At 26.2% G+C, this 14,551-nt stretch carries 14 protein-coding genes; 2 read left to right on the top strand and 12 right to left on the bottom strand.

Going from position 1 to position 14,551, the window contains the following annotated elements:
* Positions 1-21: 21 nt before the first annotated feature.
* The 3 genes from BUB01_RS04630 to BUB01_RS04620 form a co-directional block, all read right to left on the bottom strand.
* Positions 22-951 carry a magnesium transporter CorA family protein gene (locus tag BUB01_RS04630; protein ID WP_072985516.1) on the bottom strand — a complete coding sequence of 310 codons (930 nt, stop codon included), beginning with the start codon at positions 949-951 and terminating at the stop codon, positions 22-24.
* A 235-nt stretch (positions 952-1,186) separates the two neighbouring features.
* Entirely contained in the window at positions 1,187-2,098 is a 912-nt protein-coding gene (hprK, locus tag BUB01_RS04625; RefSeq protein WP_072985515.1) for an HPr(Ser) kinase/phosphatase, read from the bottom strand.
* 26 nt (positions 2,099-2,124) lie between these two features.
* A complete protein-coding gene (locus BUB01_RS04620) occupies positions 2,125-2,295 on the bottom strand; it encodes a DUF896 domain-containing protein (RefSeq protein WP_072985514.1) in 171 nt (56 codons plus the stop codon).
* A gap of 315 nt (positions 2,296-2,610) precedes the next feature.
* Here BUB01_RS04620 and BUB01_RS04615 point away from each other — a divergent pair, with 315 nt between their 5' ends.
* A complete protein-coding gene (locus BUB01_RS04615; protein ID WP_072985513.1) occupies positions 2,611-2,814 on the top strand; it encodes a Spo0E family sporulation regulatory protein-aspartic acid phosphatase in 204 nt (67 codons plus the stop codon).
* Between the two features lie 583 nt (positions 2,815-3,397).
* Here the strand turns inward: BUB01_RS04615 and BUB01_RS04605 are convergent.
* From BUB01_RS04605 to helD, 4 genes are all read right to left on the bottom strand, one after another.
* Positions 3,398-3,796, bottom strand: a complete 399-nt coding sequence (locus tag BUB01_RS04605; protein ID WP_072985512.1) for a hypothetical protein — start codon at positions 3,794-3,796, stop codon at positions 3,398-3,400.
* Positions 3,797-3,814: 18 nt separating this feature from the next.
* Positions 3,815-4,069 carry a DUF1292 domain-containing protein gene (locus BUB01_RS04600; RefSeq protein ID WP_072985511.1) on the bottom strand — a complete coding sequence of 85 codons (255 nt, stop codon included), beginning with the start codon at positions 4,067-4,069 and terminating at the stop codon, positions 3,815-3,817.
* 109 nt (positions 4,070-4,178) lie between these two features.
* Complete coding sequence (locus BUB01_RS04595; protein ID WP_072985510.1) at positions 4,179-5,351, bottom strand: FprA family A-type flavoprotein; 1,173 nt, start codon at positions 5,349-5,351, stop codon at positions 4,179-4,181.
* A gap of 115 nt (positions 5,352-5,466) precedes the next feature.
* On the bottom strand, positions 5,467-7,761 hold the full coding sequence (helD, locus tag BUB01_RS04590) for an RNA polymerase recycling motor HelD (protein WP_200802838.1): 2,295 nt from the start codon (positions 7,759-7,761) through the stop codon (positions 5,467-5,469).
* A gap of 173 nt (positions 7,762-7,934) precedes the next feature.
* Between helD and BUB01_RS04585 the strand changes: the two genes are divergently transcribed.
* Positions 7,935-8,774, top strand: coding sequence for an SDR family oxidoreductase (locus BUB01_RS04585; RefSeq protein ID WP_072985509.1), 840 nt, complete (start codon positions 7,935-7,937; stop codon positions 8,772-8,774).
* A 144-nt stretch (positions 8,775-8,918) separates the two neighbouring features.
* On the opposite strand, the gene BUB01_RS04580 is transcribed toward BUB01_RS04585, so the two are convergent.
* The 5 genes from BUB01_RS04580 to BUB01_RS04560 all read right to left on the bottom strand — a co-directional run bounded on the left by BUB01_RS04580 (position 8,919) and on the right by BUB01_RS04560 (position 14,533).
* Positions 8,919-9,431: an ECF transporter S component gene (locus BUB01_RS04580; protein ID WP_072985508.1), complete on the bottom strand. Its 513-nt coding sequence runs from the start codon at positions 9,429-9,431 to the stop codon at positions 8,919-8,921.
* 271 nt (positions 9,432-9,702) lie between these two features.
* Positions 9,703-10,173 (bottom strand): peptide deformylase, encoded by a 471-nt coding sequence (gene def / locus BUB01_RS04575; protein ID WP_072985507.1) that lies wholly within the window; start codon positions 10,171-10,173, stop codon positions 9,703-9,705.
* Between the two features lie 149 nt (positions 10,174-10,322).
* Positions 10,323-11,585 carry a DUF4097 family beta strand repeat-containing protein gene (locus BUB01_RS04570; protein WP_072985506.1) on the bottom strand — a complete coding sequence of 421 codons (1,263 nt, stop codon included), beginning with the start codon at positions 11,583-11,585 and terminating at the stop codon, positions 10,323-10,325.
* A gap of 26 nt (positions 11,586-11,611) precedes the next feature.
* On the bottom strand, positions 11,612-12,370 hold the full coding sequence (locus tag BUB01_RS04565) for a DUF6677 family protein (protein ID WP_072985505.1): 759 nt from the start codon (positions 12,368-12,370) through the stop codon (positions 11,612-11,614).
* A 258-nt stretch (positions 12,371-12,628) separates the two neighbouring features.
* Positions 12,629-14,533 (bottom strand): DUF4153 domain-containing protein, encoded by a 1,905-nt coding sequence (locus BUB01_RS04560; RefSeq protein WP_084108349.1) that lies wholly within the window; start codon positions 14,531-14,533, stop codon positions 12,629-12,631.
* Positions 14,534-14,551: the final 18 nt, after the last annotated feature.

Here is a 14,551-nt window from a genome sequence, read left to right as displayed (position 1 = left end):
CTTTATTAATTTTAATATAACTTACAATATATTTTTATTTTTAAATAATCTCAAAAGATATATAACTAATAAAGCCATAAATATTAAAATACCATAAAAAGCATAACAATTCCCTTTAAATGGCATGTAATCAAAGCTCATAGAAAATAATGCTGTTATAAGTTCTAATGGCAAGAAAACAGCTGTTATTATAGTAAATACTTTCATAAGTTCATTAGTTTTATTTGCTATTTCTGATTCATACGCCTCTCTTACTAATGCAAGTTCTTGAGATAAATTATCTAATGTAAGCATTAATTTATCAATCTTACGATTTATATTTCTAAAGTAGAAAAGATTTTCATCTTCTATAATTCCATTTTCATTTAAAAGCATATTTTCACCTATGTACCTTAATGGTTTTAAAAGCTTACGTACCTTATATGCTTCTCTTCTTACAAAAAGCAACTTATTTAATTGTTCGCCTTTAGGTTCTTTTAAAATCTCTATTTCGATACTATCACCTTTTACCTCTAAATCAGATATTATATTATAATTATTTATAATAAGCCTATCTAATATATAATAAAGTACCATGCAAGGTCTCTTCACGTCTTTAAGCAAAAGGCAATTTTTATCTAAATTTATATCCTTTATAATTTCCTCTATAAGTTTAATTTTATCTTTATAAACAGTTATTATTAAATTTTTACTTAAAAATATATCTAGTTCTTTTGATAATATTTCTCTCTCACCTTGCTCTAAAATATTAATAACCATAAATAAATATTCTTTATAATAATCTATTCTAGAATTTTGCTTATAATCTAAACATTCCTCTATACATTCCTTATGAAATAGATAGTTCAACTCTTCTGCCTCAGAACTATTTAACAGGATCCAATAATATCCGTCTTCCCCATTCCATTGCTTTTGAATCTTAAAATTGTTTTCTATATTAAATGTAATCATACTATCCACCTTTTATATAAAGATGATAGTATTATATGCAAGGTATATAAAAATTACTCTTTACCATTCAAAAAGGAAGATTTTAGACCTTATAACTATGGATATTACTCTTTTTATAATATTTAAATCATAATATAAAACAACTTATATCTATAAATAGTTTTATAATGTCTTGTATAACAAAAAAATAGACCAAAATTCAAATTTTGGTCTATCTTTTAATAATATATTATAATTAATTACCCGAAAATTTATTCATTCTACTTTCAATTATATCTACTGGTGTTACATCTGACATTAGACTATATCTATAATTAGCCGCCGCTGCTTCTATAATTACTGCTATATTTCTTCCTGGTCTTATAGGTATTGTTAATTTTCTTACCTTAACACCTAATACATCCATATATTCTGCATTTATGCCAAGCCTATCATAATCACCATCATCTTTCCAATGTTCAAAATGTATAACTATCTTTATTTCTTTAGAAGCTATTACTGAACTTAATCCATATAGGGCTGATACATCTATTATTCCCATTCCTCTAACTTCTAGCATACCAAAAGTTATTTGAGGGCTTGTACCTATAAGTTCACCATCAATTTCTCTTATATCAACAGCATCATCAGTTACTAGTCTATGTCCTCTTTTTATAAGCTCCAAAGCAACTTCACTTTTTCCTATTCCACTTTCTCCAGTTATCATCATACCTATACCATAAACATCTAGTAAAACTCCATGAAGTCTTGTTTCTGGTGCCATTTTGTCAGCTAAATATATAGTAAGTTTACTCATAAATTTTGTAGTCATCATTCTACTTCTTAAAATCCAAGTGTTGTTTTTCTTAGCATATTTTAAAAAATCATCATGAGGTTCTAGCTCTCTAGTTATTATTACGCAACTAATATTGAAAGAAAAAAACTTACTGAGTCTCTTCTTTCTAACATCTACAGCCATATCCTCTAAAAAACTCCACTCAGCCTTACCAATAACCTGAATTCTTTCTGGCGCAAAATAATTGTAAAATCCAGCCAATTGAAGTCCTGGTCTATTTATATCACTAACATTTATAGAGACATTTTTATCTCCTTCTATTAATACTTCTAAATCAAAATCGTGTATTAACCTTTCGACTGTAACATTCATAAGTACTCACCCATTTTCCCCTTCTCTTAATTCTTAGGTTTTATACCTTGCAATTGTACTCTAAAATTTCCCTTTACATTATCTATATATTGTCTTCTTAATTTTTCTTGCTCAAGTTTTTCTTCAGATGTTAATCCTTCTTCTTTACTCTTTTTATATAAAAAATTTATTCTTTCTATTAATTCATCTATTTTCATTCTAATATCTCCTTGTCTTTTATTATCCTTCAATTTTTATTTTACCTTCCAGAAGAAATTTTATCAACTAAAAATTATTTTGCTAAATTTCTACATTTACATTTTTTTCCATGTATTCATTTTTCTACATTTCTAAGATGTTTGTGGATAATCTGTGCATAATTTTTTTAGATATTTATATACGTAAACATATCTTTTTACATTTTTTTGTAAAATATTGTATAAGGAAATTTTTTTACTTTTTTACTTTTTTTGTTATAATAATACTATAGTTAACATATAAATAACATTTCTAGAGTTTCAGGGGGATATATTATGAGACTAAGAGAATTAAAAAGAAAAATAGCTTTGAGAAAATTTTTATTAAACACATTACTTATATTTTTAAATCCAACAAATACAATTATAGTTCAATTAAGCCAAGATCTAGATATATTTATAACTAAGTATCAAAAATACTCTTATACTAAACATAAAAAAAAGGAAGCATATTATATTACAAGAAAAAAAATTGCTTAATAAAATTGCTTAATAAAGATGAAAGTGGTATTATATGATTTTCTCGTGTCCTGAATAAATTCAACTCATAGAAAATTATATAATACCACTTAAAATTTTAAAAAAATAAAAAATTCACAAGATTTATTATTATATATAATATACTAAAACACTTATATTAATGAATACATACTTATAATTAATTTTACAAATTCCTAGACATAAAAAAAGTCTCTATTATAATCTAGAGGCTTTTTATAATTCCTATTAATATAAAGTCCCAACATGCCGTCTCACTTATAAATTCATACCTGCTCCTCGCAGGTGGGTTTCGCTCATCTCTTTTCTGTCATCTTCTGTCACATAAGTGAAGTAAAAAACTTGAAGTCCGACATATGAGAAAATTTTGCAAATCCCGTATGAATAATGTAGGTTGAAACTATAAGCTACGCGCACATCTCAGGATTTTTATAAATTTATTATAGCATATATTTTTTATAAATCAATACTTTTTAAAAGGAAACTCTTTCTCATTTTATTCGAATAAATACATATAAATTTAATAATTAAAAATCTAAATTTAAACTCAAATGTAATATATTGTCTATAAATTAAGATCATCCATTACTTCATCTAAATCTATTGCTTGGTCTTCACTTCCAAATACAACTAAGAATTCGTTATAAGTATAATTGTTTAAATCTATATCAAATGCTACAAATTGACCCTCAACTTCAAAATTTTCCATAGCTTCTTCAACTATCTCTCCAACATTATCAATAGCTAAATCATTTAAATATGGAATAACATATTCTGCAATCCATTCTTTACTATCTACATCATAATCACTTTCTTCATTAGCGTATGCTTTAGCTGCTTCTATTTCCGCTTGATCAAAATCATAATAGAATTTTACAACTAAAAGCTTCGATTTGTATTTTACCTCTTCAACTTCTGACAATTCATTTTCAGTTAAAAACTTTATTATTTCTGCACTTTTCATATTTTACATCTCCTTGAATTACTTTAATGATTTCTCATATTCTTTTTTTACTTCTTCAAATTCTTTGGTATCTTCTACTAAATTATATTCTAAATTTCCTTCTATTTCGTCAACTCTAAATACAAATGCATCATCCTCATTCGCATCATCTTCCAATGAAGCTAATATTATGTATTCTTTTTCTCTCTCTTCTAAAAATATTTTAGCAACAACCTCAAACTCTACCTTATTTCCATCTTCATTTTTAAATACCATTATTTGCTTTTCTTCCATCTTTATCTCACCTTTCAATAATATATATTCACTTTTTTAAAATATAAACTCATATTTTTTAAAAATTTTTATTAAACCTTTAAAAGGTGCCATATGGCACCCTTTATTATTATAGCATATTAATAAAATTTTGAGCAAATTCTTCTGCATTTTTAAAATCTTCTTCTGAAGGTACAAATGCAAATTTAAGACCTGGATCTACTACCTTAAGCTTTAAAGATTTAAGCCTTTCAGTAAGCATAGGAACTCCTTCTCCGCTCCATCCAAAAGAACCAAATGCTCCTGCAATCTTTCCTCTATTAACTATTGGATTAATTAAACTTAACAAATCCCATGATGGTTTAACAGCATCTTGATTTATAGTTGGAGAACCTATTAAGAAACCTGAACTTCCTTCTACAAGTTCTACAGCCTTTTCTAAACTCATAGATGTTATTTCATGTACGCAAGCTTTTATTCCTTTTGCTTCTATTTGACTCTTCAAAAACTCTGCCATTTCTTCTGTATTTCCATAGGCTGAAATATAAAAAATTTGTACATTTTTTTCTTCTACAACTGGTAATTTAGCCCATTCTCTATAAAGATTTAAGAACTTATCACTAGTTCCTACATGTATCGGTCCATGACTTGGAGCCATTATTTCTATATTCTTATCTTTTATTTTATCTAACGCTTGATTTACAAATCTTTTAAATGGTCCCATAATTACATCAAAATAATATTTCATTTCTTCTAAATAATCATTTCCACCTACACTCATTATGTTACCATCTGGGCAATAATGACATCCTGTAAAATCACAAGTAAACATTATTCCTAAATCTTCTATATGAGTAAATATAGTATCTGGCCAATGTAAATTTGGTGCTGATATAAATTTAAGGGTAGTTTTACCTAGAAGTAAATCTTCTTTTGCTTCTATCCATTTAAAATCTTTATTTAATATATTCTTTAAATAATTCATTGCAGCCTTTGAAGAAACTATTGTTGCTTCTGGATAATCTTTTAACAATTTTATAAGCGAGCCACTATGATCTAATTCTGTATGTTGAACTATTACATAATCTACTTTTCTGTCCTTTATAATTCCAGTTAAATTTTCTTTAAATTCATCGTAAAATCCATTTTTAACAGTATCAACAACTGCTATCTTTTCATCATCTATTAAGTAAGAGTTATAAGTAGTACCTCTCTTTGTTTCCATTATAATATCGAATATTCTAAGCTCAGGATCTTTAACTCCAACCCAATGTATATTTTCTTTTAAAATTTCTGATGCCATATCATATCACCGACCTTTTCATAATAAAAAGCATAAATAAGGTCAGCAACCTCCCTTCAATATATATTTCTTTCCAACAGGTAAATTGTAGCATAGGAGTACCAAATTTTCAATATTACACTAACAAGGTGGATTTTTCACCTTTAAAAAATAAGTATTCATAATGAAGAGCTCTTGTAAGAGATACATATAATAATTTTTTATCTAGTTCATTATCAGAATAAATCTCATTACTTCCATTATAAATTATTGAACAATCAAATTCTAATCCCTTTGTTAAATAGGAAGGAATAATTATAAGATCTAATTTAAAATCCTTATCCGCTTCTTTTACAAGCTTCCAATTGTAAGTAGAATACTTTTTAGTTGCTTCTTTTATTTTCTTACATTCACCAAAGGTTCTACCTATAATAGCTATAGACCTTTTCTCTTCAGCTAAAATTCCAGCCGTTATATCGTCTAATTTTTCACAAAACTCCTTTGTTGTTTCATAACTTATGCTTTGTGGATCTCTCCCATGTCTTAAAACTGGTTTAGCAGGCTTTAAACTATTTTTTTGTTTTTCTAGAACTTTGTTTGCATATCTTATAATTTCTATAGTTGATCTGTAGCTTTGAGTTAATGCTGTGTAAGTGGCCTTAGAATTAAAAACACCTTCTATTACATCGTTCCAATCATTAATTCCCTTATAAGAATATATTCCCTGACCTAAATCTCCTACTATTGTTAATGAATTTCCAAGACAAAGCATATTAACTACGTAAAGTTGAAATAATGAATAATCCTGTGCTTCATCTATTACTATATGTTTCAATTGTTCCTTTTCTGAAAGTCCTTCTATTTTAAATTTTAAATATAGCATAGCTGCCAAATCATCTGAATCTACTATATCATTTTCTATATTATTCTTTACTTTTTCTTTTATATAATTTGCTAATTTTTCCGGAATCATACCTCCATTAGCTTCTGTAAATATACTCTCATTTTCAAAAAAATTGCCATAAAGATTTGCTGTATTTATTTCCTTCCAATTATTAAAATATTCTTCAAACTCTTTTTTACCATTTATAGTTATATCTTTCTTTAGAGCATCTCTTTCATCATAAATTTCTATAAGCTTTGCTCTTCTTTCTGGACCATCTTCTAATTGCTTTTTAATTCTAGCAATTTGATATTCATACTGAAAATCTACCTTTTCAATTACACTATATATTTTTTCATTCAATTTTAAAGAGAAATATCTTTTTATTTCATCTTTTCTTTTATTTATTGGAAAATGTATTAAATCTTTAGTAAATAATCTTTTTATTTCACTACTTTCAAAAAGCTTATAACCCATGACTGTTATATTTTCTACATTACTATCTTGTCTTTCTAATATTCTAAGATATCTATCCATCATCTGCTTGAAAATTAAAGACCCTTTAACCTTACTCTCATTTAAAAGATATTTAGTTTCAAGTTCATCTTTTCCTTCTAAAATATCTGCTAGTTTCTTATCTTTTGTTATTACCTTAGCTTTTAATTTTAGTTTTTCCATAACTATTTGTTCAAAAGTCTTTTGATTAACTTTATCTACTCCTAAATTAGGTAAAACTTCAGATATATAATCTAAAAATAACTTATTAGGAGCTACTACTAATATATCCTCTCCAGTTAAAGTATCCTTATACCTATATAAAAGATAAGCTAACCTATGAAGAGCTACAGTAGTCTTTCCAGAACCAGCAGATCCTTGAACTATAAGAGGTGAAGTCTTATCAGCCCTTATTATATCATTTTGTTCTTTTTGAATAGTTGCAACTACTTCCTTAAGCTTACTTCCTGTACTTTCTTCTAGGTTGATTTTAAGGAATTCATCTATTAGTGCATTACCCTCTTCATCCCCAATACCTGCCTTTAATATAATTTCATTAATACCTTCATCAAAACATTCCTTAATATCATTATCCTTATATAGAAATTTTCTCTTTAAGGATAATTCACCCTCAATAACACCTATAGGCGCCCTATAGTATGCTTCTCCTTGAGTACCACTATAATATAAGTCTGCTATAGGCGCTCTCCAATCTATTACTTTCTCATCACCAGTTGCCATATCACCAAGACCAAATTTACCTATATAAAAACTCTCTTTTTCTTTTCTATATTCTCTAAAATCTATTTTAGCAAAATAAGGATTATCATATGCTTCTTTATAATTTTCTACATTCTTGCTGACTATATTATATAATTTAGTTGAAGTCTCAAGTTCTTCACTATAACTTCCCTTAGATGCCTTTCTAAGACTTACTATTTTATCTTTTAGTTGTTCTTCATCTTTTGATATTTTTATTTGTTCTTCTTTAAGCCAAAGCCTCATTTCTCTGAGATTTTCTTGCTCTAACTTAAGTATTTCATTTTTATTCAAAAAAACACCCCCTCATAGCCGTTACCACTAAATATAAATAATACTTATTTTTTTGTCAATAAAAACCTACTATCTTTCATATAATTTATTATGGGCATTTATACACATTATAAAAAATAATAGATTTTATTTTCTACAATATGCCTTAAACAAAAGTATATGAGGTGAGAATTATGAAAATTTTAGTTTTAGGACCTAGAGGAAATATAGGACATTTTCTCTATAATCATTTATCTAAAACCCATTCAGTAATAGGTTTAAGTAAAGAACTGCTTGATATACGAAATAGGGATAATGTTTTACTTACTATAAAAAAACTTTCCCCAGAAATCATTGTACAAGCCGCTGGAATTGGAGACATTGACTTTTGTGAGCAAAATGAAAAGGATGCTTATGAGACTAATACTCTTGGAACATTAAACATTGCCTCTGTTTCTAACCTACTAAATATACCTTTAGTGTATATATCCTCAGGCTATGTTTATGGTGAAGCATCCAAAAGTCAATTAGACGAAAATTATAGTTTTATTGAAACAGATAAATGTGAACCTACAAATATGTACGCAAAATCAAAATTAGCAGGCGAAAAATTAATACAAACTCTTTGCAATAAATATTTTATATTAAGAACCTCTTGGTGCTTTGGAGGTAATAACTGTTATGTAAAAAAAGTTCTTCAAAATATAAATATACCTACATTTATGAGTTCTACTGATATTGTTAACCCTACTTCTTTATATGATCTATCACATATATTAGAAAAACTTATAGAAACTGATCTATATGGTATCTATAATTGTGTAAATAATGGCTTTACTGCTAAAGACAATGTTATTAAGTTTATTTTTGATTATTTGGATATTGAAAAGGAAGTTAGACCTTTACCTGAAGATACTAGAGCAGTTATAGCTCCAAGACCACGCTATTCAAATATAAATCCAAATAAGGTTGAAAAAGCTTTAAACATTAAAATTCCTACGTGGCAAGAAGCCTTAAAGAAATACCTAATCTAACCAAAAAAAGCACCATATAAGCCTTTGTATTTAAATAGGCTAATATGGTGCTTCAAGTAATAATACAAATTTAAAATTTAGCAATTCAATTCCACTCCTACGAACTAACGTGAGTAGGAGTTTCCTTTAAATATAAATTCATATTTACTCAGTTATACTCTTACCAAATCTTTTTCCTGTAGCTTTTTCTATAGCTTTTACAAGCGATATTGCTATAAATGCATCCACAAAATGATGTATAAAGAAGCCTAATGATAATATTCCTAAAACCTTAACCCCTGTAAATCCAAATGGTATTACTGCAATAGCTTCTCCTATAGCATGTATTAAGCCTGTTACTAATACTATTTTGAAAAAACCAATATTTTTCTTATACATAATTCCACCAACTAATGCTACAAATATATGAACAGACGCTCTTGCGACTACAAAAGCTGGTGTTCCTGCTAACAAAAATCCTATAGTAGATCCTAATCCTACAATAGCTCCTACAAAAGGTGAAATAAACATAGCTAAAAATATAGGCACATGTGCTGCAATAGTCGCTGTAAAAGGTGGTATAGTAATCTTCAAAAATCCAAATTGTATTGGAATAATAATAGCAAAAGCTATAAGAAGTGCTGAATAAGTCATTTCTACTATTTTCTTGTTTCTCATAAATTTCTCCTTATAATATTTATTTTAACCAATGTTCTAATATTAAAAATCATTCTGTATATACACCAGTATATACAATAAGTTGTCTTTTGTAAAATTAATTTAAACACTTTTATTTCCTAATGAAAACATTAACATATATATTTTCCTACATTTTTATTTTGATTTCTAATTCAATCTTATTTATTAAATAAAAAAGATTTTTATTTAATTTTATAAATTTCCATAAAAAAAGAAACCACTTTCGTGATTCCTTAATATCTACTGTATTCTATTCTTCATCCTCTAATTCATACATTTCTATAGCTCTATCTACATACATAACACCATGTAAATGATCTATTTCATGACAAAAGCATCTTGCCATTAACCCTTCTGCTTCATAAGCAACTTGCTTTCCTTCTTCATTATAAGCCTCAACTATCACCTTAGTTGGTCTTTCAACTGTTCCTTCATAACCTACATAGCTTAAGCATCCTTCATAATCGACTTCGCTACCTTCTTTATGTGTTATCTCTGGGTTTATTAAAATTAATGGCATTGAACCATCTCTAAGATCTATAAATACTATTCTCTTATTTACTGCAATTTGAGGCGCTGCAAGACCTACCCCGTCTACTGAATATAAAGTATCCTTAAGATCTTGTATAATTCCTCTAATTTCTTCATTTATTTCTGTAACTGGTTCTGAAACGTTCTTTAAATGCTCATCTCCAAGTTGTACAATCTTTCTTATTGCCATGCTTATGCTCCTTTCAAAATGAACCTTATATAATATATTATTGCACAACTCTTAATTTTTTTCACTAATTTTTTTCATTAATTTTTTAAGATTATTAATTAAAGTTCTCCTAGTATTAATAAGTTAATATTAGCTAAACCAAAGATTTTTTACTCACTAATTAATATATCTCCATTTTTGCACTGAATGTCAAATCTATTAGCTAAATCCCCTAACTTACCTGTAATTTGTTTTTTATTTTTTTTATCTTCATTTATAATATTTAAAGGTAAGGATGTTTTTATACTTCCATAATTAGTTTCACAATTAAAAATACCTTCCTGACCTTTTAATAAATTCAAATTAACATTACCATAATTTGAATTTATATTTATATTTCCATTTAAGATTTCTTTATAAACTAAATTTATTTTTCCATTCTTACTATCTATTTTAGCCCCACTTTTTAGATTTTCTAATTCCATAGAACCATAATTACTACTAATATTTGACGTCCCAGAAACATTTTTAATTATTATATTTCCATTTTTATCCTCAACATCTATATTACCGGATATATTTTCACAATTTATTCTTCCATAATCATTTATAGCCTTTAAATTACCTTTAACATCCTTTATATCTATATGCCCATTCTTTGAAGTAATATTTATATCAGAAAGTACATTGTTAACTTTGGTATTTCCATATCTATTATCACCAAAGAGTTTTCCATTAACACCATCAATGCTAACATTACCATTTCTAATTTCATAATTAACTATTCCATCTATCGCTGTTAAAGTTATATTTCCATATGATGCCTTCACATTCAATTTAACTTTTTTAGGCAATTTAACTTTTAAATCTGTTTTCTCTGTTACAAAATCCATATTCCTAATATTATTTGTATTAATTGTTGAATTTGAACCTTCAGTAACTGAAATGAAATTTTTCTTATTATCCTCTACAACTTTTTCATCATTATATCTACACCTAGTGATTTCTGTGATTATAGCTTCATTCCCATCCCATGTAGTAACTTCTATATCTCCTGAATATGAATTATTTAATGTTAATTCATTTATAGCTTTTAATGTTACTTCTTGTTGAATAGTCTTACTATTACTAAAATTATCTATCCAAAAACCCGTTCCATTTAAATTTCCAAATTTATTTATTAGTCCTCCTACCATAACTAGTATACTTATTATTATAGTAAATACTATACTTACTACATCAAATTTCATTTTATCTTTTGATAAAAAACTTGACACTAATATTTCTATACCTAATATTATAATAATGGCAGGCCATAGCTTTACAACTATAGATATAATATAATTATCTTTAAATAAAAGTGTAAGCAAACTAATTCCAAGCACTATTAAACTTAAAGCTAAAGTAAATCTTCCGACTCTCCACTCTTTCATATTTTCACCCCTATTTTATCACCTTTTTAGTTTTCTTTATTTTTAGTAGTTGTTAATAATAATTTGATTCCAATACTTATAACTAAAAATGAACTTATAACAATTCCTATATATTCTTTAACTTTTCTTATACTTGCATAATCAAAAAATTCAGGTGCTAACTTATCTCCAATTATGAATATTCCTAAGACTATAAATATTATTCCTAAAATTTTTCCAAGCTTTGTAAGACTCCCATTTTCATAATTAGTTGTACAATCTTTAACTTCACTTAAACTTAATATACTATTTGCATTAAATTCATTTCTTAAATCTAAAATACTATAAATCATTATAACTGGAACTGCTAACCTTATAATATCTAAATTAATAAAGGAAGATATTAAATAAGCGATTAAAAATATTACAAATAGTTTTTCACCTTTATTTTTTCTACCTATATAAAAGTGCCCAACACCTGGAATAATTGATAGTAAAGTTGCTATAAGAAGATTATTTCTAAACCTTCCTTCATTCTCATCATCTAATATTATTTTTCCATTTTCAACCTTACTTATTGTTATCTGTGCATCAATAGCTTGATATGCCCATAATATAGGGATTAAACATTCAAAAAAATGATGCATACCATTGAATACTTCATGATTATATCCCATAAAACTACTTGAGAAACACATAACTACAATTGCTATAAAGAATATAATCCCCCTACTAGTATCCCCTAAGTAAATATGACCAAGACCTGGTATAGCTGATAATATAAATGTTTTAAATCTACTTTTCATTGTTGTTTTCCTCCTAAATAAATTCTATAACTTTATATTAAATGTGAAAACTTAATATAAATTAATATAAATTCTTAAGGTTTTCTTAATATCCAAAAAACACCTATAAAACTATTTATAAATTTACTCTTCAATATCTTTTTCAGCTTAAATTACTTAATAAATACAAAAAGCTTAAATAAAATTATCCATATGGACAAACTTATTCAAGCCTTTAAAACTAATATTTAATTTTTCAACAGAGTGATTGGTTATTGATTATTTCACTTGACTTTTAAAGTAGTTATATTCATACCAATAATTCTTATCTCTATTTTTACTATAATACCATTTATCATATAAATCCTTAGGTATTTTATCATTATCAACTGCTTTTTTCATTTTTACAGCTGAATCTAAAGATAATTCTGTTAAGTAGTTCATATCAACCTCAGCTTTAGGTTTTTCATTAACATTTTTATCTACTATATAAGCATCTATATTAAAAAAATTTAATCCAACATAAAGTATAGAACCTATTATAATAACAGGCTTAAAAAGATTAATTTCTCTCCAAATAAATACTAATAATAGAAACAATATAAATATTAAAAATATAGTAAAAACCTGTACTAATATTCTAAGTCTTGTATAACCAAATGTATCTATATAAAGATTCATCTTATATAAGGCTGAAAAAGACATATTAAAAGTTAAACAAGTTATAATAGTAAACAAGCCATTTAAAACTTTTCCTATATTAGATATTATGTCTACATTAGTTTTTAATTTTAATCCTACTATTGCAATAACATTAATAAAGACTAAAGCAACCAATTGAAAAAATCCACTTCTTGCATAACTTGCATGTGTAAAACCTTCTGGTAAAGTCTTATTACAATATAAGTAGGAAATCTGTATCTTAGTAAATACTATATATAACAAACTAACTAAAGTGAGTATTGTTATAACTGTTACTGGGTTTAAAACTTTTTTATCCTTTGAATTAAGTTCTACCTTAAAATCATAAGAAAAGCTCCACATTAACCCAAATACATAAAAGCTTACTAAAATAAAACTTATTATTTTTAATATAAGTATTTTATCAATACTTATATTTCTTAAGCTACTTGTTATATTCCTGATATGATAGCTGAACATACTATCTGCCCCAATTAAAAACATTGTTAATATCACTAAAATAGGAAGTGATACAAGTATTCCAAATAAGATTGATTTTTTAGTTTCTGAATTACTTCTTTGCTTATTATCTATTATTATATCTTTCAAAAAGCATGGTAATTTTATGCTTGTATTCAATGCTTTTCCTATAAAAAATTCTACAAAAACCTTGCTAACATTCTTTAGATTTAATGTAATATCTTTGTAAGTAAAGAGTATAAAACTTGTTACTAAACTTATTGGAATTATAAAAACATTAATTAACCTAAATATAGGATTGGTATATATTCCATAACTTAATGCCAAAAGCATTGTAACAAATAATAAAAAATACCCAAAAAAACTATTATTCTTTATACCACACATTATCAAAAACAAGCCAATTAAATATCCTACATATATTATTACTGAAATTCCAGCATAATCAAAAAAGAAGTATGAAAATAATATTCCACCTAATAAAGATAATAAAATGAAACTTATTTTTTTACCTACTTTCGCTTCATTATCTATTCTTAATTCTTCTACCTCTTTAGTATAATTTTTAAAATATCCTCTTCTACCTAGCCTATGTTCTAAATACTTTTTAGCTTCCTCTACACTAAAGGAATTATAACCTTCATTAATCAAACTCTCCATTGTAGATTTTAAATTATTAACATTAAAAAAATCTAAATTAAGAATCTCTGAAAATTTTAAAAACATAAAGCCATCTTGATCTTTTTTATTTAAAAACTCTATTTCTTCAGCTTCAACAAAAATACTTTTGACATTTTTACTAGCTCTATATACATCATTTTCAAAGCTATTAGATATATTTTCTTTAGCTACTAAGAGTTTTTTGTAATTTATTTTAAATTTTGAGGCAAGCCATTCTTTAACCTCTAGTTCACAATCCTTCTCACCTTTAAAAGTTAAGTTAGGTAAGCTATATCTTCCCTCTCTATTAATTGCTAAAAAGTTTTCCCCATTAACTAAGAATATACAAAACGTATTCTCCATATTTTGATTCACCTAATC

Source organism: Clostridium cavendishii DSM 21758, from assembly GCF_900141845.1.
Lineage (GTDB): Bacteria > Bacillota > Clostridia > Clostridiales > Clostridiaceae > Clostridium_AG > Clostridium_AG cavendishii.
This window is presented reverse-complemented; position numbering and strand designations above follow the sequence as displayed.